Origin of the sequence: Chitinophaga vietnamensis, from assembly GCF_902167635.1 — a bacterium.
GTDB classification, from domain to species: domain Bacteria; phylum Bacteroidota; class Bacteroidia; order Chitinophagales; family Chitinophagaceae; genus Chitinophaga; species Chitinophaga vietnamensis.
This window is the reverse complement of sequence record NZ_CABHMS010000004.1, coordinates 436,426-457,133: the sequence shown is the minus strand read 5'-3', so window position 1 is coordinate 457,133 and position 20,708 is coordinate 436,426. Positions and strand designations below refer to the sequence as shown.

Annotated in this window: 19 protein-coding genes; 6 read left to right on the top strand and 13 right to left on the bottom strand. The window is 48.9% G+C overall.

The genetic code is table 11. From position 1 onward, the window contains the following. Positions 1-16 precede the first annotated feature (16 nt). From FPG75_RS13080 to FPG75_RS13065, 4 genes are read right to left on the bottom strand one after another with little or no spacing between them, the layout of a single operon-like run. Positions 17-1,438, bottom strand: a complete 1,422-nt coding sequence (locus tag FPG75_RS13080) for an alpha/beta fold hydrolase (RefSeq protein ID WP_143307304.1) — start codon at positions 1,436-1,438, stop codon at positions 17-19. Positions 1,439-1,454: 16 nt separating this feature from the next. Next, entirely contained in the window at positions 1,455-1,847 is a 393-nt protein-coding gene (locus FPG75_RS13075; RefSeq protein WP_143307303.1) for a DUF423 domain-containing protein, read from the bottom strand. Beyond that, entirely contained in the window at positions 1,840-2,343 is a 504-nt protein-coding gene (locus tag FPG75_RS13070; protein ID WP_143307302.1) for a shikimate kinase, read from the bottom strand. Before FPG75_RS13070 ends, FPG75_RS13075 begins: the two co-directional genes overlap by 8 nt. Before the next feature lie 32 nt (positions 2,344-2,375). Next, positions 2,376-2,996, bottom strand: coding sequence for a 4'-phosphopantetheinyl transferase family protein (locus FPG75_RS13065; protein ID WP_143307301.1), 621 nt, complete (start codon positions 2,994-2,996; stop codon positions 2,376-2,378). 77 nt (positions 2,997-3,073) lie between these two features. On the opposite strand from FPG75_RS13065, the gene dcd reads away from it, so the two are divergent. The 3 genes from dcd (at position 3,074) to FPG75_RS13050 (ending at position 7,370) form a co-directional block, all read left to right on the top strand. Next, on the top strand, positions 3,074-3,610 hold the full coding sequence (dcd, locus tag FPG75_RS13060; RefSeq protein ID WP_143307300.1) for a dCTP deaminase: 537 nt from the start codon (positions 3,074-3,076) through the stop codon (positions 3,608-3,610). Positions 3,611-3,741: 131 nt separating this feature from the next. Then, complete coding sequence (locus FPG75_RS13055; protein WP_143307299.1) at positions 3,742-5,487, top strand: DUF885 domain-containing protein; 1,746 nt, start codon at positions 3,742-3,744, stop codon at positions 5,485-5,487. A 143-nt stretch (positions 5,488-5,630) separates the two neighbouring features. After that, positions 5,631-7,370, top strand: coding sequence for a hypothetical protein (locus FPG75_RS13050; RefSeq protein WP_143307298.1), 1,740 nt, complete (start codon positions 5,631-5,633; stop codon positions 7,368-7,370). Between the two features lie 77 nt (positions 7,371-7,447). On the opposite strand, the gene FPG75_RS13045 is transcribed toward FPG75_RS13050, so the two are convergent. Together FPG75_RS13045 and FPG75_RS13040 are read right to left on the bottom strand one after the other, a co-directional pair. After that, positions 7,448-8,677, bottom strand: a complete 1,230-nt coding sequence (locus FPG75_RS13045) for a DUF4272 domain-containing protein (RefSeq protein WP_143307297.1) — start codon at positions 8,675-8,677, stop codon at positions 7,448-7,450. A 223-nt stretch (positions 8,678-8,900) separates the two neighbouring features. After that, complete coding sequence (locus FPG75_RS13040) at positions 8,901-9,749, bottom strand: 3-keto-disaccharide hydrolase (RefSeq protein WP_143307296.1); 849 nt, start codon at positions 9,747-9,749, stop codon at positions 8,901-8,903. A gap of 201 nt (positions 9,750-9,950) precedes the next feature. Between FPG75_RS13040 and FPG75_RS13035 the strand changes: the two genes are divergently transcribed. Then, on the top strand, positions 9,951-10,673 hold the full coding sequence (locus FPG75_RS13035; RefSeq protein ID WP_161596789.1) for an SRPBCC family protein: 723 nt from the start codon (positions 9,951-9,953) through the stop codon (positions 10,671-10,673). Positions 10,674-10,767: 94 nt separating this feature from the next. Here the strand turns inward: FPG75_RS13035 and FPG75_RS13030 are convergent, their stop codons facing one another. From FPG75_RS13030 to FPG75_RS13010, 5 genes are all read right to left on the bottom strand, one after another. Continuing rightward, positions 10,768-11,070 carry a YtxH domain-containing protein gene (locus FPG75_RS13030; RefSeq protein ID WP_143307294.1) on the bottom strand — a complete coding sequence of 101 codons (303 nt, stop codon included), beginning with the start codon at positions 11,068-11,070 and terminating at the stop codon, positions 10,768-10,770. A gap of 176 nt (positions 11,071-11,246) precedes the next feature. Continuing rightward, positions 11,247-11,456 carry a hypothetical protein gene (locus FPG75_RS13025; RefSeq protein WP_143307293.1) on the bottom strand — a complete coding sequence of 70 codons (210 nt, stop codon included), beginning with the start codon at positions 11,454-11,456 and terminating at the stop codon, positions 11,247-11,249. 457 nt (positions 11,457-11,913) lie between these two features. Continuing rightward, positions 11,914-13,146 carry a TlpA disulfide reductase family protein gene (locus FPG75_RS13020; RefSeq protein ID WP_143307292.1) on the bottom strand — a complete coding sequence of 411 codons (1,233 nt, stop codon included), beginning with the start codon at positions 13,144-13,146 and terminating at the stop codon, positions 11,914-11,916. A 15-nt stretch (positions 13,147-13,161) separates the two neighbouring features. Then, entirely contained in the window at positions 13,162-13,848 is a 687-nt protein-coding gene (locus FPG75_RS13015) for a YggS family pyridoxal phosphate-dependent enzyme (RefSeq protein WP_143307291.1), read from the bottom strand. 86 nt (positions 13,849-13,934) lie between these two features. After that, positions 13,935-15,074, bottom strand: a complete 1,140-nt coding sequence (locus tag FPG75_RS13010; protein WP_143307290.1) for an acyl-CoA dehydrogenase — start codon at positions 15,072-15,074, stop codon at positions 13,935-13,937. Between the two features lie 249 nt (positions 15,075-15,323). Between FPG75_RS13010 and FPG75_RS13005 the strand changes: the two genes are divergently transcribed. Beyond that, positions 15,324-16,271, top strand: coding sequence for an arginase (locus FPG75_RS13005; RefSeq protein ID WP_143307289.1), 948 nt, complete (start codon positions 15,324-15,326; stop codon positions 16,269-16,271). Here the strand turns inward: FPG75_RS13005 and FPG75_RS13000 are convergent. Next, the gene (locus tag FPG75_RS13000) at positions 16,268-17,362 is read right to left on the bottom strand and encodes a DUF3810 domain-containing protein (protein ID WP_143307288.1); all 1,095 of its coding nucleotides are present in this window, start codon (positions 17,360-17,362) and stop codon (positions 16,268-16,270) included. The genes FPG75_RS13005 and FPG75_RS13000 overlap by 4 nt on opposite strands. On the opposite strand from FPG75_RS13000, the gene FPG75_RS12995 reads away from it, so the two are divergent. Then, positions 17,361-18,239 carry a fructosamine kinase family protein gene (locus FPG75_RS12995; protein ID WP_143307287.1) on the top strand — a complete coding sequence of 293 codons (879 nt, stop codon included), beginning with the start codon at positions 17,361-17,363 and terminating at the stop codon, positions 18,237-18,239. The two genes, FPG75_RS13000 and FPG75_RS12995, sit on opposite strands and share 2 nt — an antisense overlap. On the opposite strand, the gene FPG75_RS12990 is transcribed toward FPG75_RS12995, so the two are convergent. After that, the gene (locus tag FPG75_RS12990; protein ID WP_143307286.1) at positions 18,240-20,660 is read right to left on the bottom strand and encodes a PAS domain-containing hybrid sensor histidine kinase/response regulator; all 2,421 of its coding nucleotides are present in this window, start codon (positions 20,658-20,660) and stop codon (positions 18,240-18,242) included. Positions 20,661-20,708: the final 48 nt, after the last annotated feature.

Here is a 20,708-nt window from a genome sequence, read left to right as displayed (position 1 = left end):
AGCTTCAAAATTGGGACTACTGGCCCAGCGGCGGCAGCTGCAAAATCCAGTGCGCGATAAATTCCGGGACCAGGGGATCGATGGTTTGTTCCAGCTCGCCATATTCAGTGACAGTGCATGTTTTGCAGCGTTGGAACAGGTGATTCAACCCTTCAAACTTGCGGATCGTTACCAGCCGGTTGCCATTCTCCGTCAGTCCGCGTTCCAGTGCAGTGAGGTTGGCCGTCGCATTGACCTGCACATCCCTGGAACCGTTGATTGCCATAAACGGGCATTTGATCTGCTTCAGATATGGCAGGGGTTTGTAGCGTAATATAGATAACATTTCGGGACTAAGGTCAATGTTTCCTGCAAATTCTTCTTCATTCACTTGTTGCTTCACTTCTGCCGGCGCTTCGTGATACAGGTTGCGGAGCACATTGCTGGCTTTGGCTTTCGCTACTTCGATGCTGGTATCTTCGGCGAGTGCGTCCCAGTAAGGCTTGTAGCGTTGCAGCTGGCGGCGTATGAGGCTGTCGGGCTCTCCGTTGAGCATCGCATCCATGATCATACGCTGGTCTACCATTTCGCGGCCGGTGAGCCCCACGCCTGCCATAGATACAACGAAAGCGATGTGCGGATTATTGGCTGCCACGATCTGTGCGATGATGGCGCCTTCGCTGTGGCCCAGCAGGCCGATGCTGTGCGGGTCTACATCTTTCCGTCCTTTGAGATATTCCGCAGCGGCGGCGGCATCGCGTGCAAATGCATAGATATCTGCCGTGGCGTAGGTGCCGCCGGAAGCCGCAGTACCGCGATCATCATAACGGAGGGAGGCGATACCATTACGGGCGAGATAATCGGCCAGCACAAGGAATGTTTTATGTGAAGCCATTTCTTCATCGCGGTCCTGCGGCCCTGATCCCGAGATCATCACTACCACCGGATAGCGGCTGATATTATCTGCCGGCCGGGTGAAAGTGCCTGCCAGCTGAACACTGTCGTGCCGGTTCACAAACTTCACTTCTTCCGTATGATAAGGATACGGTGGTTTGGGCTCCTGTGGCCTTTTATAAAGGTCTTCTTTTTTTATTTCCTTACGGGAAAGATCGAAATTACTTTGTTGCCCACTCCAGGAGAACAGGCCTTTGAAAGCCTGTGTGGCAGCGTCCCACACGCCGGTATAGGCGAAGCGGATATCGGCAATACTCAGCAGCAGCGTATCTTTTCGGTACACCACCTGATCAAAGGCGATGGCTTCGCTGGTTTGGTCGGGGCTTTGCAGGGTGCCGGTGTATTGGTCGCCCTGCCGGTTCAGTTCTACGATCAAACGTTGTTTTTCACCATAGTACGAAGTGGCTACGCCATACCATTTACCGGTGATGGGTTGGTTACCTTGTGCGAAGATGGCTGTTCCCAGGCACACGCATCCTAACAGCACACCAAAAAATTTCCACATAAATGTCGGTTTGCTTTTAAGCTTTCAGTTTCAGCACGCCGCTGAGCAGGCAGATCCACCCTGCAATATAAAACACGCCACCGATGGGCGTTAATATGCCTATTCCTTTCAAACCCACGCTGCCGGTCATTTTCAGCATGGTGAGCAGGTACAGTGAACCAGAAAAAAGAAGGGTGCCGATGATAAAGCATCTGCCGGCCCATTGCAGCTGATTGCCGGGCACATAAGCAAAGAGGATGCCGGTTGCCAGCAATGCAAACACATGATAAAACTGATAAGTAACGCCTGTCTGGAAGGTGCTGACAGTTTCAGGAGGCACCAGCTCTTTGAGCTTGTGCGCGCCGAAGGCGCCTAAGATCACTGCCAATGCACCCAAAGCTGCTGCCCACACTAAAAAACTTTTATGCATGCTCGATATTTTTTGTAAAGGTATCCAATGAAATAGTATCGGATGAAATTATATATTTTGATTGCTGGTAGAAGGGCAGGCGCTCGGCCAGCTTCTTCTCTACAAAGTCCACCAGGTCCTCGTCTTCGAGATCGGCGATGAGCGGACGTTTATATTTTTTCCTCTGCAGTCTTTCCACCATTGCCTGTATGGATGGATTGATCCAGATGGTGATGCCGCGTTCATTCATGAAGTCCATATTATCCTGAAAGCAGGGCGTGCCACCGCCGCAGGAGATGAGGAATTTTTCCTGGCGCGACAATTCCCGCAGCAACATGCTTTCCCGTTCCCGGAAATAATCTTCCCCTTTGGTGGCAAAGATATCGCTGATGGCCATCTCTTCTGCTTCCACGATCACTTCATCCAGGTCATAGTAGGGCAGCTGCCAGTGTTCGGCCAGCTGTTTTCCCCAATAGGATTTTCCGGCTCCCATGAAGCCAAGTAAAAAAATCTTCATAAAAATACAAGCGTTATGATAAAATCCTTTCCTCACGCAGGATGCGTCCATGCAAGGCATAGATCATTTTCCATTACATATTGCAAATATAACCGGGTATTTGAATCCGGCTTCATAAAATCAGCATTAATAAAACCCAGCGGCTGGTAAGGAAAGGGATGCAAACGCATATGCTCTTTAAAATCAACGCTTCCGTGGCCATACCATTTGAACATGGCTTCCTTGGCGCTCCAGCAGATGGTTTGATGCCGCAAGGTATGCAGGGGATCAATGAAGGCCTGCTCTTCCGGCGACAGGAACTTATGCGCTACCAGCCCTATCTTGGGCTTCACTTCTTCTATATCGATGCCCACAGCGGCTTTACGGCTCACGATAGCAGCGGCATAATCACCGCAATGCGAAATGGAGAAATGGTAGCTGTTGCAGCTCAGCACCGGTTTGCGGCTTCCTGCAATCCTGATCTCATGGAGCGGAAATTCCGGGAAAAGGCTCACCAACAAGTATCTCCCGGCGAAATGCTGCAGTCGTTTATGCGGATGATGTATCTCAGGACTGATGTTCACCCTGGCCCGGAAAAAATCTTCTTGTTCACCAATTTTCCACACTCCCAGCCTGGTTTCCGGATCAATTTGTATGGTACGTATTAATGGCATATCTTGCCAAATTAAAGCAAAAAAGCGGAATGCTGCTTACTAAAACTCTCTTTCACCTAACAAACTAACCACTCAGCATGATTTTGTCAGACAAACGGATACTGGAGGAAATTGAAAAGGGCACGATCGTGATCTCGCCGTACGACCGTAAATATCTCGGTACCAATTCCTATGATGTACACCTCGGCAAGTACCTCGCTACGTACAAAGACCGTATCCTGGATGCGCGTAAACACAATGAGATCGAACATTTCGAGATACCGGAAGAAGGTTACATCCTTCAACCGGGCACACTATACCTGGGTGTAACTGAAGAGTACACCGAAACACATGCGCACGTCCCTTTCCTGGAAGGCAAGTCCAGCACCGGCCGCCTCGGGATCGATATTCACGCTACCGCCGGTAAAGGCGATGTAGGCTTCTGTAACACCTGGACGCTCGAAATCTCCTGCGCACAACCGGTACGCATATACGCCGGCATGCCGATCGGCCAGCTGATCTACTTTGTAGTAGAAGGCGAAGTGGAAACATTCTATAACAAGAAAGGTAACGCCAAATATAATGGCCGCACCATCAGGCCGGTGGAGAGCATGATGTGGCGAAATGATTTTTGATAAATTTAAAATAGCCAAGGCCCGCTAGCAAACCTGCATAGCGGGCCTTGGCTATTTTAGTGCGCCCGCCAAACGAAAAGAACCGGAATTTGTATATTCGATCTACCTTTTTAAACTATCAACTAACTGCAATGAGAAAAATCCTTATTTATGCTGCTGCAGCTGCTGCGCTGTCGGCCTGTAACAATGGCGGCGGAAAAAGCCAGGGCAGCGACAGCACGCTGAACGCCACTTTCAGCAACTATGAACAACACTTTATAGACGCGTTATGGAAAGAGAACCCGGATTGGGCCACCACCGTGGGTTTTCACAACTACGACTCCGTGCTCATAGTGCCGGATGCCGCCGCCACCCAGGCCTCGCTGGCCTTCGCCCAACAACAACTCGATTCACTCAAAGCATACCAGCTCGATAAGCTCACACCCGCTAACCAGATCGATTACCAGCTCATCGAAAACTATCTCAAAGGATCGCAATGGGCCATCAACGATCAGAAAGCCAATGAATGGGATCCCTCCTCTTTCAATGTGAGCAATACCTTCGCGTTCATCCTCAATGAAAACTACGCTCCGCTGGAATCCAGGCTGCGCAGCTTCTTCCTCCGCATGAAAAATATTCCTGCCTACTACGAAGCCGCAAAAAAACAGATCAAAGATCCCGTGCCGGAATTAACATCGCTGGCCATCGATCAGAATAATGGCGGCCTGTCTATCTTCGGAAAAGATTTTGCTGATTCTCTCAACAAAACAAATATTCCTGCCGAAGAAAAGAAAGCAATGCTCGCCCGCGCAGCAACGGCCACCAAAGCCATCCAGGATTACGCCGCCTGGCTCAAAGACCTGAAACCCGCACACCCACGCAGTTTCAGGCTGGGCAAGGAATTATACGATCAGAAATTCAGTTACAATATTCAATCTTCTTATACCGCTGCGCAGATATATGATTCTGCCGTAGCGCGTAAGAAATTTGTGCATCGCGAGATGACCAGGATCAGCCGCAGCCTCTGGCCTAAATACTTTGGCAATGCGCCCATGCCCGCTGATTCACTGGAACTCATAGGCCGCATGATCGACACCTTATCCATTCAACATGTGAAACCGGAAGAGTTCCAATCTGCCATCGAAAAGCAATTGCCCAAACTGATCGCCTTCATCAAAGAGAAAGACCTGCTGTACCTCGACTCCACCAAACCCCTGGTGGTACGTAAAGAGCCGGCTTATATGGCTGGCGTTGCCGGCGCCTCCATCAGCGCGCCTGGCCCCTATGACAAGTCAGGCAACACCTACTACAACGTAGGCACACTCGAAGGATGGCCGAAAGACAAAGCAGAAAGCTACCTGCGTGAATACAATCAATACATCCTGCAGATACTGGACATCCACGAAGCCATCCCCGGCCACTATACACAGCTGGTATATGCCAACCAATCACCGAGCCTGATCAAATCATTACTTGGCAATGGCGCCATGATCGAAGGATGGGCCGTATATACAGAACAGATGATGCTTGAAAACGGCTATGGCAACAACGAACCTGAAATGTGGCTGATGTGGTACAAATGGAACCTCCGCGCGGTATGCAATACCATCCTGGATTACAGCGTACATACGCAGAACATGAGCAAGGAAGATGCGCTGCACCTGCTCACCAAAGAAGCCTTCCAGCAACAGGCGGAAGCCGAAGGTAAATGGAGAAGGGTAAGCGTTACCAGCGTACAGCTCACCAGCTATTTCACCGGCTACAAAGAGATCATCGATCTGCGCGAAGCCTACAAACAGAAGATGGGCAAGGATTACAAGCTGAAGACCTTCAACGAGAAATTCCTTAGCTACGGTAGCGCACCGGTTAAATATATTAAAGAGTTGATGTTGAAGTAAAAAATAGAGAGGCCCTGAAAGTTGTAAAAAACTTCCGGGGCCTCATTAAAAAAACTTTTCCACATTATTGAAATTACCTTCCTTTCTTTCGGTTTTTTTTCCCAACTTAGGTGAGTTACCCTAATATTTTAAACCCCATATTTATGACAGTTGTTAACACCATCAATGACCTGAAGAATGCCCCTATTCCATCAGACAATTTTATTAAAGTACTGTACTACGCAAAGCCAGGGGACAATGGCGGCGGCGATTTCTACTGGGACAGCTCAGACCTGACCAGCGTGGAAGATAAAGGAACTATATTCCAATCAACCGTAAGCGCCAATGGAAGATGGAAGCGGCTTTTCAATGGCCCGGTTTTCCTGGACTGGTTTGGTGCCGATCCTACGGGCAGTGCAGATTCCTACACCCCTCTGCAGAACGCAATAGCATATCTGAAAGCAATTGGCGGAGGAAAGCTTGTCCTCTCAGGAAAATATACCATGCTATCAAGCGTGCTCCTCGACAACATGAACGGAATAACCATCGAAGGAAATGCAAGAAATGAATCCGTAAGTGGCGGTATAAAGCGCAGCGTACTTGATTTTACAGGTGCGCCGGCGAACACAGATTACCTTGTGGTGAAAGGTTTCAAGGATATCTCCATACAAAACATCAATATCATCAACACAAGAGCTGTAACACCAGCGACACAGCAAGAGCGTTCAAAAATCCTCGAATTATACGGGGGATTTAATTTCAAAATAGATAACATCACAATAGAGTCGAACCTGGGCAGTAGCGTACGTCCATTTTCTCTGGGCAAGAGTAATGATGAGATACCATCTAACCCTGGCGCCTATGCTGTTTTCGCCGGGTCTGTATCCAATATCGATATCTACCAGTCAAGCGGCGGCATCGGCATGCTTTGCGGCGTAGCAAATACGTCATTGAACATCAGGGCTGTTTATTTGAGAGGCTGTGGCTATGTAGTTGACGGAACCGTATACAGTACTTTTATCAGTTGTGCAACAGATGGCAGCGATACCAATGGTTATCTGATCAAAGGAAATGCTAACTCAAATGCCAACTCGCTTACTTTTGTAAGTTGTGGTGCTGAACAAGCATCTAAATCCGCTTTCAGAATAGAAGATGGCGCTAATAATATAAGGCTCATTAATCCGCAATCGGCAGCCAATAACAAGTCAGGTGATGGAACGATCGGTAGCCTCCTTACTATTCAATATGGAGGAAGCGGTAACCTGATTGGTGGCATCGCAATAGAAAGCCCAACTGACATAGTTCCTGGAACAGGCACTAATTACTCCATCTATGGCGGAGCAAATGTTGGCGATCTGCATATCAACTCCATGTTCTTCTATCCAACCACGAAACCTGTCGGCGGCGATCCTACATGGCTTAAAACCGCTGTCACCTTCTCAACAGCTGGCAGGCTTGAGGTACCGGATCTGACAGTCAAGAATAACGGTGTATCGCTTGCAAAAGAAGGGCACACATTGTTAAGTGGCGCCAGATATGCGTCTACAGTGATCACCTCACCGGCTAACTATATCTATCTTTATCCAGGATCCGGGGCTAACGAAGGGCTCATTACGCCCTATTCCAGCATACGCGCGATCGTATTGGAAATACTGACAGACATTACGTCCAGCGATGGCGGGACAGCCTTTGACCTGTTCATTGGAGATGGCATAGGACATGGTGTTACATTCCTTATTGAATCCTCCCTGTCTTTGACCACTGGCGCCAAAATCAAAAAAATATATAATAACCTGCCACCAATTACTGACACCAGTTTGGGATTAATGTTGCAAATGCAAAATGGCAAGAGCTTTTCTTCAGGATCTGTAAAAGTTACGGTATTCTTTGAAAGCCTGTCGTAATAACTCATGATAAAAAATGCCTCCGAAAGCTGGATATTCCGGAGGCATTTTTTATTTATTACTCCTTTTCCAAAAAATCATGTATCGCAGGTAACATAGTCCCATGGCTGGTTACGGTAGCCAATCAACCAGTTGAGCGCATAATGCCTTTCGTATACAATGCCTGGGTGCGCCGGCGCCTGCATGCCTTTGATACGCGCATCAGTACAAGCCCAGTTAGCGCGATAATAAAGATCGTTGGCATCCAGTATCTCGGAGGCAGGGCGGAGCGAATGCGGCTGTGATAAAAATGTAGCGGCAGCCGTACCAGTTCCGCGGAAGGGGAACGCCGCTTCAGGCGCCATATCCAGGTTACAGAGCGCATCCATGCTACCTAGTTCAGGTACAATGTTCAAAGCCCAGAGCAGCACCCAGATATCTTCACACTTCCATGTTTCGCGCTTTTTCTGTTCTTCTGTGGGGTCTGCCAGGAAATTCTTTTCCGCATCGGTAGTTTTATCCCAGAGATCATTTTCTTTCAGGTAGATGATGATATCGCCGCTATCGAAGTAGCCGAAAGCCACGGTATTAACGGCTGCCAGCACAGACACACGTTCCGTCACTTCCTTTACGCTACGTATCGATGCCTGTGTACTGTCTGCTATCACGGGCAGCGAAGCGAGGGAATGAATACCTGACGCTTGTAGCAACGCCAGGCTGCGATCCTTTCTGGAAGCGGCTTCCGCTGAAGGCGCGGATTCCTGTTCCGGTGTATGGAAATATTTTGCGTGGATATTTACGGCAAGATGGGTGGCGGTGGAATGGCCATTCACATCCAGCAGCAGGGCGCCGGTTTTATCCCAGAAGCCTTGCACTGTTGTATCGAAGATGGCATTTCCGCCAGAGAAGAAGAAGGCATCGAGATCTTGTGCCAGGTCCATGATGGCGGCTCTCATTTCGCCGGTAAAGGCAGGTTCCGCCGTAAAATTCACTTCGGAATTGATCGTTTCTATTTTGGCGAGCAGCAGGCGTTGCAGTTCTTTGTTGGCTGCGGGCCGGGCCTGCACGAAGTTGTACATGCCTGAGAGGTTCGCCACTACTTCATCATCGCTGCGTTGCAGCTGGTATCCCGGTTCTATTCGCTGACGTTTTGTGATAGTTAGCGTGCTGCCTTTGCGGAATAATTTCTTTCCAGATATTACTGTAATACTTTGCCAATCGTTTGCTGTACCGTCCACGCTTACAGCCTGATGGCCAAAGTGGTCGCGCAGGCGGGGAAGCATCTTCACAAGATCGGTTTCATGCGTATAGAGCGTACAAATTTCCATGCTGAGATTTTCGAGGGTGCAATTTACGGCTTTCTTACAAAGCAATGCGGCCCCGATGTGGGGCCGCTATCGGCTGCATTTTTGTGGTAGCTGTTAGTAAAAAGCTGATCATATGAAGAAGAAGCATATGCCGGCTGTGATAGCCATGTTATTGTTGCTGGCCCTCAGCTGTGTTCCGCCAAGAAGGCCACCGGCTCCTCCACATCCGCCGAGGCCCCGCGCCTCACTTTTTAGCTTTGTTGCGCTGTTGCAGCAAATGTAGTATCCTGTTGAGTTTCGCCGGATTGTTGATGTAGGGCGACAGATCAAACAGCTCTACTTTCCTGAAGGCAACGGGATGGCTCTCGCTCTGTAATGAGATGGAGCCTTCTGTCAGCAGCTTCCCGTCTTGCTTTACGGCCGGATCGTAGTGTGATACGCTGCCGCCGCCGATCTGCGGTTTCTCATATACCAGTACGGTATCGGTACCTACAATGTGCTTGATCACGGAATCCCGCAGTACCAGGGCTTCTACGTGTACCCATTGGTCGCCATGAAATGTTTTGGCGGTGGAACCGATGCAGTGATCGGTGATCAGTTTACCATTCATCACCACGTTGGTGCCGGGCGTGCACAGGTTGGCAGTAGGCCGTACATCTTTGCCATTGCCGCCAAGTAATTGCTCTTCCAACGAAATGGGAAAGTCCTGGTCTTTGCCCATGGAGGCCGCTGTTTGGCCATGCAGCATCACGCCGCTATTGCGGTAAGCCCATCCGGGGCCGCCTTTCACCTGTTCGCCGGTGAAGCGGTATTCTACCACTATGAGGTAGGCAGAGAAATTTTTTTTATAGAAGATATGCCCGAACTGGTCATCAAAATTTTTATAGTGATCGTAGTTAACGGTTAGCAAGCCCTTTTCCACCCGGAAAGTATTGCCGAAATTATCATTGAGATCATGGCCGGTGATCTTGATATCCCAATCCTTAAGGTCTTTGCCATTGAACATCTTCACCCATTTGTTTGGAGCAATCTCTTGCTGGGCGGCGCAGCTGAGGGCTGCGAGTGTAAATAACGTGGTCAGTATGTTTTTCATTCGTTCCTTGTTTGATGGGGAGTAAGATAGGCTGTTTGACGCATAAATACAATGTTCAATTCGTTAAAGATCATTGTGTATTTTTTTACGCACCGTGAGCAACTTCTACACTACATCATCTTATTGCTAATATCTTTTCAATTCAACATCAGACATTTACTGAATTGCAAGATTTATGATGAGGGGTATTCAAAAGTATTTATGAGTGCAACAGATATCTTGAATGGCCATAGCCAGCCAATGGCGGGGCCGATCTATGAAAGTTCCAACATCATTAATGTGAGCCCGGAAGGGAGGATCGTTTCTATTTTCACTGGCGCCTGGCTGCTGGGCGCGGCTATCAGCAAAGTGGATAAAAAACCGGTAGGCAGTTTATTCAGGTTGTTGGGAGCTGGCTACCTGCTGTACCAGGGCATTTCGGGCAATAACCTGCTCAACGGGCTTTTCGGCAAACGCAGGCCGGATCATCATACCGAGGCTATTAATATCCGGACCACGGTGATGATCGACAATCCCCGTGAAGAAGTATATTATTTCTGGCGGCAACTCAATAACCTGCCGGTGTTCATGAAACACCTGCAATCCGTTGAGGAGCTGGATCCGTTTCATTCGCATTGGGTGGTAAAAGGTCCGGGCGGCATTGGCACCCTGGAATGGGATGCAGAGATCGTGAAGGAGCAACCCGGCGAATTCCTTGGCTGGCGCTCCCTGCAGGGATCGTCTATTGCCACCGCAGGCAGGGTAACGTTCAGGGATACACTGAATGGCGGCACCGAAATAGATGTGATGATCACCTACCGCCCGCCTGCAGGTTATGTAGGCACCGGCCTCATGTGGCTGCTCAATCCTGCGTTTGAAAACATGATCATCCGCGATATCAAACGCTTCAAAAATTATATGGAAACAGGGGAAATCGTTAACTAATTGTTGAAAACCCGTCATTAAAAGACCCTTTGCACAAATTGTACAAAGGGTCTTTTATTTTTTTTGCTTGCCATCAAAATAGCATGATGACTAACTATGACAATGCTTCTTTCTTGAATCTATTGTAGGAATTCTGACTTTCATCGATCAGTTTCAGTACGCGCTCGCGCACATCATCTTTGAGGCCTGTTACCTCATGTTCAAACACCTTTTTCAGCTCTGCAAGATCATCGCTGCCTTTACCGACAAGCTTGTTGATCTTATAACGCCATCCTTCGGCGGTATGTTTGATTTTTTTACGGGTTCCTTCGCCACTGTCAGGAGCTGTTAACAAACCTATCACAACGCCGGTAGTGAGTCCGGCCAGGGCGCCTGCTAAAAATTTGGTAGTAGACATAATCACTGATTTTTTAAGTTTAACAAATCACCACAGCTGTTGGTTCACCCTACGCTGCGAAAACCAAATTTTTCAAATATCAGGCCAGGAATGGCCTAATCTGCTACATAGGCTGAATTACTTAATTCAATCAACACTAAAAAATTGTTAAATAAAATATCGTATATGCGTTACCGTTAGTTAGTCCTGCGGTTCACATGCTGCAGCATGGCATCTATGGGATAGAGGATTCCGCCAGTATTTACTTTTGCCGGGGCATCAGGGCAAGCACTGTATACAGAGATATCATGCCGGATACCTATTCCCAGGCCGTACCCTACAAGGGCTGCCATAGCCAGTATTCCGGCAATGGCAAAGATCATGATACTGTTAGTTCTAGGTTTCATTTTGTATACGGGATTTAACCGGTCAACAAAGTTTCAAGGATAATGCCGCAGTATAAATCACTGATTTTCAATAACACGGTTTCTATTCACTGTTCACGAATGCACGAAGCCTGTCCGCTATTGAACAATCTATCTGTTATCGAGGGCATAAATATACGGAAAGAAAACGAACTGCTACGAAACACTGCCCGGAACAATATCGTCAGACATTGTTCCGGCAGGTGGATAAGACAAGCGAGTAGATAATGGAATTTATAAAGTCAAACGGAGCAGTAAAATAGTCAGGATATTCAATTTTTCAAAACTTTTTGAAAGAGATGAAAAAATAAATTTTCTTAAAAAGTCTGGAAGGAGAGCTTTGCAAATGATTTACAACGACTTATAAAAGAAAGATAAAAAAACAAAGCGTAACATCCCGAAAGGGGCATTACGCTTTTTATTAACGATAATTTCATTTTCAGTCTTTCAGCAGCTCATCCACGAGACGATTGAAATCCAGTTTGAACTGCTCATAGTGTTCTCCTGTACCCGGACCAGAAAACCCGGTATGCACTTCTTTTACGTTTCCTTTCTTGTCAATAAAGATCGTAGTGGGGAATCCTTTGATACCCGTCAGTTGCGGCAGGGTCTTCTCTCCTTTCTGCGGGTCGGCAGGGGTAACGCCCGTGATCAGTACAGGATACTGCACATCAAAACGGCGGAGGAAGCCACTGAGGCTCTTCTTCGACTTCTCGAAATCTGTAGTGCGCTCATAAGCCAGGCCAATCACTTCTACCCCGCGGTCTTTATTCTTTTTATACCAATCGCTCAGGTAGCCGGTTTCATCCATGCAATTAGGGCACCAGGAGCCCATCAGTGTGATCACCACCGCCTTGCCTTTAAAATCGTTGATGCTGACCTTCTTGCCGTTCAGATCGGGAAAAGAGAAGTCCAGCTTCGTTTGACCGGGCTTCATGCCTGCGAGCGAAGTTTCATCGGGCAGCTTGGCGTTGTCGTCCTTGCGGGCAATCCATTTTTCCCGGCCATCACCGATACCGGCGAAGAAGGTGCCCGACAGGGTATTGTCCTGTTCCAGTTTGGCTGTGAAGAGATAGGCATGCGAGCCATCAAAGGTAGAGAGGCGCAGGGTATCGCCATCCATCACGCCATCGAGGAAGCGGTAGTCGCCGGTGCTGGTGAGGAAAGTGCCGTGTACGATGTTACCGGTTTGTTTGAACTCGCCTACTGCAAATGAGGAATCCTTTTTTGCGGGATCGAGGAAGTACGTAGCCCAGCGGCCATTCACGCTGCCTTTGGCGGGGGCGCTCACTTTAAAACGTTCCGCGGTATTGGGAATGGCAGTGAAGGGTATGCTCACATCCTTATCAGCCAGATGCCTGATCCACAGGCCTTCTGCGCGGCCGTCGGCGGCCAGTTTGGCTTTGAATTCAGAATCGAAGAAAGGCATTTTGATGAAGAGCGAATCGCCGTTCACCTTTACATCATCTACATACAGCCGGTCTTTTGCATTGAGCACATACAATACTTTTTTACCGGCGCTATCGCCTACTTCAAAGTTGAACACGATATCAGCGCCATCTTTGCGGTGCAGTTTCGCCTGCCATACGCCGTTGCGCAGTCCTTTGCCCGCGCCATTGCTGCAAGCAGCAAAGCCCAGTCCGGCGAGGCAGCAGATCAATAATTTTTTCATAAGTTAAAACCCTTGTTATTTGTTATAGTTCCTTTCTCCAAAGAGCAGACTGCCGATGCGCACCATAGTGCTGCCTTCTTCCAAAGCGATGGCATAATCGGCGCTCATACCGATGGAGCGTTCTTTAAAATAATCAACCGTATCAAAATACGTTGCTTTCACGGATCCGAAAACCTGGTGGAGCTGGTGGAACTCTTTCCGGATCTGGATTTCATCGGATGTATTGGTAGCCATTCCCATCAGGCCAACGATACGTACGCCGGCGAATGCGGAAGGCTCCTGCTGCCATGCCTGCAACAATGCCTGCATTTCGGCGGTATCCATCCCAAATTTAGTTTCTTCTTCGGCAATATGCAACTGTAATAAACAGTTGATGACCCGTTTATTTTTCACTGCCTGTTTGTTGATCTCCTGCAACAGTTTAATACTGTCTACCGCATGGATGGTATGCACAAAAGGCGCAATGTATTTTACCTTGTTGGATTGCAGGTGACCGATGAAATGCCATTCAATATCAGTGGGGAGTGCGGCCTGTTTCTCTACCAGTTCCTGCACATAGTTTTCGCCGAAGAGGCGCTGCCCGGCTGCATAGAATGCTGCGATATCCGCTACGGGCTTGGTTTTGGAAACTGCTACCAGCTTTGCTCCATAAGGCGCCAGCTGTTTGAGCACGGTGTTATATGCGGGTAAATTGATTGCCATCCGGCAAAGATATTTTGTTATTTGAGGATTTGAGAATTTATTGATTTAAAACAAATTCATAAATTCTCAAATCCTCAAATAACAAATCAGCCAAGAATGCTTCTGGCGATAACGATGCGTTGTACTTCAGAAGTACCTTCATAGATCTGGGTGATCTTGGCATCGCGCATGAGGCGTTCTACATGGTATTCTTTTACGTAGCCGTAGCCGCCGTGTACCTGCACTGCTTCTGTGGTTACCCACATGGCCGTTTCGGAGGAGAATACTTTGGCCATAGAGCCGCTCAGCGTATAGTCGAGATGGTTATCTTTTTCCCAGGCGGCTTTGAGGCAAAGCAGGCGCGATGCTTCAATGCGGGTGGCCATATCTGCCAGTTTGAACTGGATGGCCTGGTGCTGGGATATTTCTTTACCAAATGCTTTTCTTTCTTTGGAGTATTTGAGTGCCAGCTCATAAGCGCCGCTGGCGATGCCCAGCGCCTGGGAGGCAATACCGATGCGGCCTCCGGCCAATGTTTTCATCGCGAATTTGAAGCCGAAGCCATCTTCCCCTATCCTGTTTGCTTTCGGCACTTTCACATCCTGGAACATGATGCTGTGGGTATCGCTGCCGCGGATGCCCAGTTTATTTTCTTTGGCGCCAACGGTGATGCCGGGACTGTTCTTTTCTACGATGAGCGCGTTGATGCCTTTGCTGCCCTTTTCAGGATGCGTTTGTGCAATCACGAGGTATACGCTGGCGGAGTTACCGTTGGTGATCCAGTTTTTGGTGCCGTTGAGAAGATAATGATCGCCTTTATCTTCAGCGGTGGTACGCTGGGAAGTGGCGTCTGATCCGGCTTCCGGCTCGCTGAGCAGGAAGGCGCCGATGATCTCTCCTTTGGCGAGCGGCACGAGGTATTGCTGTTTTTGTTCTTCGGTGCCGAAAGTTTCGAGGCCCCAGCATACCAATGAGTTATTCACACTCATGACTACAGAGGCGGAGGCATCTACCTTCGATATTTCTTCCATGGCCAATACATAGGAAATGGTGTCGAGGCCGGCGCCGCCGTACTTCGGGCTCACCATCATCCCCAGAAAGCCCAGTTCTCCGAGCTTTTTGATCTGTTCTTTCGGAAATTTCTGTTGTTCATCCCGCTCAATCACACCTGGCAACAGTTCATTCACAGCAAAATCGCGCGCTGCTTTTTGTATCATCAGGTGTTCTTCCGTCAGTTGATAGTCCATGGTTGTAATATTATTGTTTTAGTGATGTCTCAAATTATCTATAAATCAGGAGCTAAAAAAATGCCCCTGTTAAAATTCAATGTTATCCATCATATCCATTAAATTATTGAATAAATCGTTACGATATGGCTACAGTGTTGGATTTGGTTCACATAAGCACGCAGGCCTTTTTATCTTTTCCGGGTGTTGCGCTTTGGGCGTTCCCATAAAATCCTGTAGCTTGCCGCTAATGAAGCAATTCAGTATTTTATGAAGAACATCAAGATAATCGAGGTTAAATCGGAGATAGGGGCCGGCACAAGGGGCGCCAGTCTTGGTATAGACGCCATCAAGATCGCAGCACTCGACTTCATGAGCAACTTCTTTGTTCACTTTCCTACGGAATCGATCGAAACAGAAAACAAACTGTTGTTCGAGCCTATTGAATCTCCTTTTGCCAAAAGGATCAAAGGCACCCTGAGTATGTACGAGCGTATCAGCAAAAGCGTCTGTGAAACGGTGAAGGCCAACTGGTTTCCGGTGGTGCTTTCCGGCGATCACAGCACCGCTGGCGCCACCATCGCAGGGCTCAAGATGGCCCATCCCAAATCCAAGCTGGGCGTGATCTGGATCGATGCCCATGCCGATCTTCACACCCCTTACACCACGCCTTCCGGTAACATGCACGGTATGCCGCTGGCAGCTTCCATTGCAGAAGACAATCTCGAATGCAAGGTCCATGATCTCGACGAGAACACTGCCAAAATGTGGAATGCCCTGAAGAATATCGGCAAGATCGCACCGAAGGTATTACCGGAGGATATCGTTTTTATTTCATTGAGAGATTATGAGAAGGAAGAAGATCACCTTATCAAGCAATACGGCATGAAGGTGATCACTACCAATGAAGTACGCCGCAAAGGCCCGGAAAACATCTCCCGTTCTGTATTCCGCTATCTCAGCGATTGCGAATATATTTATGTATCGTTTGACGTGGACAGTCTCGACGCTTCTATTTCCAGGGGTACCGGCACGCCGGTGAGCAATGGCCTGCGCGAACGCGAGGCGGAAGACCTCATCGCCAAATTCATGCAACACCGCAAGATCTGCTGCTTTGAAATCACAGAGGTGAACCCCACGCTGGACCGCGAAAACCTCATGGCGGAAATAGCGTTCAACATCCTGCAACGCAGCGTGAACGTACTGATGATGAACTAGTGTACCTTGAAATAGGCCATCAGCCACCCGGTTACTTCACTGTAGCTGCGGATGCCTTTATGTTGTTTGTTGGCTTTCAGGTACTGATCGTACAAGGCGGCGGAATAATCATCTACCTTGCCTTCATATTTTTCATAGAAAGCGATAATGGACTTGTAATCGGCCCGTACGCCGGGTACGGTGCGCTGCCACAGTTGCCGCGCCAGCGTGGTATCCCGGCGGCCCAGCTGCCTTACGCTGTACAGGAACATCTCAAAATTGGCGGCATAACGGAAACGGCTATCCGGTAAACTGGTAGCGGCCAGGTAACCTACGAAATTGGCATCTTCTTCCGGCGCATAGCCCAGCTGGTGGGCAATTTCATGACAGGTGATATAAGGCTGCAGTACCGGCGGCGTGGTGGTATTCACCTGTGCCTCGTTGGTAAAAGGATTGAGATAACCGGTAGTGCCTACATAGTTCAGCCAGTGGCCGAAGAGTGCGGGCTTTACGCTGGGATGGCGGTAAGTGAAGGCCGGCCAGCGTTTTGCGGCCGCCTCATAGGCCGCCACGGCCCTTTTGAAAAGCGCGGTGGTATCCGGCGTGGTAGCATTGATGGTATCGCCGATATTAGCCTTCTCTTTATTCACCAGTTGCAGGAGGGTATCAGATAATTGGTAGAGTTGCTGAGTGTTATAAGGGCCGGTGATCAAGCCAGTATCCTGCAGGAGCGGGTTCCTCTCATAGTTCATGCCCCAGAGCAGCAGGAATGCAAAGTACGCTTTGAGCAGGAAATGTAGGCCCCGTAACAGTTGCAGGCCGAGATCGGGCCATTGCAGCTTCACCAGCTTATAACATAGTTTTAACAAATAAAGTATTCCTGTTATAATCCAGACGGTATATATTACGTCGCCAACACTGAATGGTACTATACCTGTGACTTGTCTAAACACTGCACTGATCCAAACATACCACTTGTGGAAGTAGAGATATTCGAAGCGGTTACTCCAGGCAAACAATCCTTTCAACAACAGTATAGCCGTAAGTGTTAGTACGATACGGAGGATCTTGTTTTTAAATTTGGCTTTTGTTTCCATATAAGTGGCGAACATGATAGATGATATTCTACAGCAGCAACTGGGTGAAGTGATATCCCGGCAACTGAAAGTGAAAATACATATTAATGAATCAAAAAGCGTACGCGGCGGCGATATAAATGAAACATTTCGTATAGCCACGAACGAAGGCTATTTTTTTCTGAAGATGAATGATGCGGCGCGTTTTCCTGATATGTTTGCCCAGGAGTTTGCGGGGCTGAAAATGTTGCGTGCCGCGCAGGCGCTGACAGTGCCGGAGCCCCTCGCCTATGGCGTGGCGGGCGGCAAAGCGTTCCTGTTGATGGAGTATCTTACCAAAGGCAATGCGGTGGCGGATTTCTGGGAAAATTTTGCCAGTTTGCTGGTAAAGCAGCACCAGGTAACGCAGGCACATTTTGGCGCGCCGGCTCCTAACTACATCGGTTCTCTCAAACAATACAATACTCCTTATAGCAGCTGGCCGGTGTTCTATGCGTTTAACCGGCTGATGCCGCTCACCCGCATGGCGTACGACCAGCGCCTGATCGAAGGCAGCGCCGTGCGACAGATGGAACATCTCTGCAAGCGGCTGCCACAGCTGTTTCCCGGCGAGGCGCCTGCCTTGCTGCATGGCGACCTGTGGTCGGGCAATTTCATGGTAGGCGCCAATGGTAAAGCCTGCGTATATGATCCGGCAGCATATTTCGGTCATCGTGAAATGGACCTTGCCATGGCGAGGTTATTCGGCGGCTTTGATACCCGTTTCTACTATGCATATCAGTCCCTGTGGCCATTACAGCCGGGCTGGCAGCAACGCATCGGTGTTTGTCAGCTATACCCGCTGTTGGTGCATACAATCTTGTTTGGGGGAAATTATTACAGCAGCATCAGAGAGGTGCTGCAGGCGTTCTGATCAAAGCCCGTTGTTAGCAATGAACTGACGCATCTTCTGGAATTCTTCATCTACAACAGGATAAAACTTGTCTACTTCCGTGGATATTTCGTTGAACAGTTTGGAGATATCGGCCAGGTGATGTTCCTGGTCGGTGCGCAGGTAGTTTTCGAGTGCCTGCATTTTGTCGGTGATCCAGGTGAGCCCTACCATCGCAAAGTTAGGTTTGAGCTTGTGCACCTGGAACTTCATTGATTCCCAGTCATGTTCATCGACCATTTCCCGCAGTTTGGCGATCTCGTCGCGGATGGTGCGGATAAAGATCTCGAAAAGGTCAGCGGCATAGGAGATATTGTTCTCATACAATTCCGTGAGGTATTGTACATCCAGGTCAGGATGAAATTCAAATCCACTGATATTCTGCACTTCTTCCATTATAAGTTCTGTTTCGTCTTCGTTGAGATATTTGTTGAACACCTGTAGTAATTGTTCAGGTGTATATGGTTTGGTCAGGATATCGGTAATCCCGGCAGCTCTGGCCATCGTTGCGGTGCTTTCCATTGCTACTGCGGTAGTCGCTATCACGGGGGTCGCCACATTGGGCTTGTTCTCATCTGCCCTGATCTTCTGTGCCAGTTCCAGTCCATTCATTCCGGGGATACGGATATCCATCAGCACCAGGTCGTATTGACGGGATTCCAGGAAATAGCAAGCATCGGGGCCGTTAGTGGCCAGCTGGTAGTTGATCTTATATTTCTCGAGTAAACTCATTATATAACGCAGGTTCATCGGGTTATCCTCTACTACGAGTAGCCTGGCGTTTTCAAAGGTGCGTTGAATGAGCCTTCTGCCGGTTTTGCGGCCGGATGCCGACAATGGTTTGCGGCTGTCCATGAAAGGCAGGTTAAAGCTGAAGCAGGTACGGTATCCCGGGCAATCTTCCACTGAAATCGTGCCTCCCTGTAATTCTACCAGTTGTTTGGCGATGGCGAGGCCCAGTCCTGTGCCACCGTATTTTTCACGGATCTCCCCTTCTGCCTGTTTATAATTGTGGAAGATGAGCTCCAGTTTATCTTTCCGGATACCTATACCGGTATCGCATATACGAAAACGCACCCATAGTTTATTGTCGAGCCAACTTTCCTGTACCGCTTTAATGGCGATCTCTCCTTCACTGGTGAACTTCTCTGCATTACCTAACAAATTGATTAGTATTTGGTTCAGCAGTACGTCGTCGCCAATGAGCCAGGTATCGATAGCGGCGTCCAGTTCGGCGCTGACCGTGATAGGACGGCGGCCCAGCTTGAGTTCGAAGGTCTGGCGGAGTGATTGAATCAGCTCCCGCAGGTTGAACTCCCGCTGGTTAACCTGTAGTTCCCGGGCTTCGATACGGGAAATATCGAGGATATCGCTTACGATGCCCAGCAGTATACCGGAGGAGTGTTTGAGGATGTTAATATATTCTTTTTGTTGCGGATCGAGATTAGTTTCTTCGAGGAGGTGGGCCATGCCGATGATGGCGTTGAGCGGCGTCCTGATTTCGTGGCTCATGCTGGCAAGAAATTCCTTCTGTGCCTGCTGGGCTTCTTCCGCCTGTTTGCGGGCGGTTTCCAGTTCTTTCTGCAACATTTTCTGGCCGGTGATATCCATGTGGATGCCGGCGCCGCCGATAATTTTGCCATCACGGTCGTACACGTTGGCGGAGCTGGCGAGCACCCAGCGGCGGGAGCCGTCTTTCAGCACCACTTCCATATCGTAGACAAGCGGCACATTATCGTCCAGCCTGCGTTTGCGGAGGGCGTGGGCATAGCGTCGGTTCTCTGCCGGCACAAATACTTCTGTAATATTTTTGCCGAGCAGTTCTTCCTCTTTGTAGCCGGAGAGGCGGCAAAAGCTTTCATACACGCGGGTGATGTTGCCTTTGACATCCGTTTCGCACATGGCGGCATTGAGGTTATTGAGGATTACTTTGAACTTCTCTTCGTTGCGCCGGATCTCTTCCTGTACGTTGCGGCGGCGGGTCACATCTACCGACTGCCAGATGCTGCCCCGGAATGTTTTGCCGTCAAATACAGGCAGGTAGGTAACTTCGAGGGTTTTGCCGTTGTTGAATACTACTTCCCATCCGAACCAGGGCTTTTTTTTCCGGCGGAGGGAGCGCATTTTTTCTTCGAAGGCGGCGGGTTCCGCTACCAGCGGTTTAAAAAAACTGATGAGTTCATTATAGGAAGGATGGACTGGAAAAGCGCCGCCAAGGTGTTGTTGGAGCACTTCATTGATCCAGATGCATTGATGTTTTTCGTTGGTTACCATTACGCCTGCGCTGTTACTGGCGAGCCAGGCGGTGATGGGCATAGAAAACTGTTCCGGCAGACTGTCTGGCAATATCCCGGTAGGAGCGGGATCTGGCTGCTTTTTATCTTTCTTTCCTATGGGCTTCATCGTTTTGATGGAACAGGGGACTTAAGGGTTTTTCGGATTTTCGTGTTG

What these genes read in the sequence shown, in the direction of transcription:
- FPG75_RS13080 (WP_143307304.1), bottom strand. Translation starts at nt 1,438, where the DNA reads ATGTGGAAATTTTTTGGTGTGCTGTTAGGATGCGTGTGCCTGGGAACA.
- FPG75_RS13075 (WP_143307303.1), bottom strand. Translation starts at nt 1,847, where the DNA reads ATGCATAAAAGTTTTTTAGTGTGGGCAGCAGCTTTGGGTGCATTGGCA.
- FPG75_RS13070 (WP_143307302.1), bottom strand. Translation starts at nt 2,343, where the DNA reads ATGAAGATTTTTTTACTTGGCTTCATGGGAGCCGGAAAATCCTATTGG.
- FPG75_RS13065 (WP_143307301.1), bottom strand. Translation starts at nt 2,996, where the DNA reads ATGCCATTAATACGTACCATACAAATTGATCCGGAAACCAGGCTGGGA.
- dcd (WP_143307300.1), top strand. Translation starts at nt 3,074, where the DNA reads ATGATTTTGTCAGACAAACGGATACTGGAGGAAATTGAAAAGGGCACG.
- FPG75_RS13055 (WP_143307299.1), top strand. Translation starts at nt 3,742, where the DNA reads ATGAGAAAAATCCTTATTTATGCTGCTGCAGCTGCTGCGCTGTCGGCC.
- FPG75_RS13050 (WP_143307298.1), top strand. Translation starts at nt 5,631, where the DNA reads ATGACAGTTGTTAACACCATCAATGACCTGAAGAATGCCCCTATTCCA.
- FPG75_RS13045 (WP_143307297.1), bottom strand. Translation starts at nt 8,677, where the DNA reads ATGGAAATTTGTACGCTCTATACGCATGAAACCGATCTTGTGAAGATG.
- FPG75_RS13040 (WP_143307296.1), bottom strand. Translation starts at nt 9,749, where the DNA reads ATGAAAAACATACTGACCACGTTATTTACACTCGCAGCCCTCAGCTGC.
- FPG75_RS13035 (WP_161596789.1), top strand. Translation starts at nt 9,951, where the DNA reads ATGAGTGCAACAGATATCTTGAATGGCCATAGCCAGCCAATGGCGGGG.
- FPG75_RS13030 (WP_143307294.1), bottom strand. Translation starts at nt 11,070, where the DNA reads ATGTCTACTACCAAATTTTTAGCAGGCGCCCTGGCCGGACTCACTACC.
- FPG75_RS13025 (WP_143307293.1), bottom strand. Translation starts at nt 11,456, where the DNA reads ATGAAACCTAGAACTAACAGTATCATGATCTTTGCCATTGCCGGAATA.
- FPG75_RS13020 (WP_143307292.1), bottom strand. Translation starts at nt 13,146, where the DNA reads ATGAAAAAATTATTGATCTGCTGCCTCGCCGGACTGGGCTTTGCTGCT.
- FPG75_RS13015 (WP_143307291.1), bottom strand. Translation starts at nt 13,848, where the DNA reads ATGGCAATCAATTTACCCGCATATAACACCGTGCTCAAACAGCTGGCG.
- FPG75_RS13010 (WP_143307290.1), bottom strand. Translation starts at nt 15,074, where the DNA reads ATGGACTATCAACTGACGGAAGAACACCTGATGATACAAAAAGCAGCG.
- FPG75_RS13005 (WP_143307289.1), top strand. Translation starts at nt 15,324, where the DNA reads ATGAAGAACATCAAGATAATCGAGGTTAAATCGGAGATAGGGGCCGGC.
- FPG75_RS12995 (WP_143307287.1), top strand. Translation starts at nt 17,361, where the DNA reads ATGATAGATGATATTCTACAGCAGCAACTGGGTGAAGTGATATCCCGG.
- FPG75_RS13000 (WP_143307288.1), bottom strand. Translation starts at nt 17,362, where the DNA reads ATGTTCGCCACTTATATGGAAACAAAAGCCAAATTTAAAAACAAGATC.
- FPG75_RS12990 (WP_143307286.1), bottom strand. Translation starts at nt 20,660, where the DNA reads ATGAAGCCCATAGGAAAGAAAGATAAAAAGCAGCCAGATCCCGCTCCT.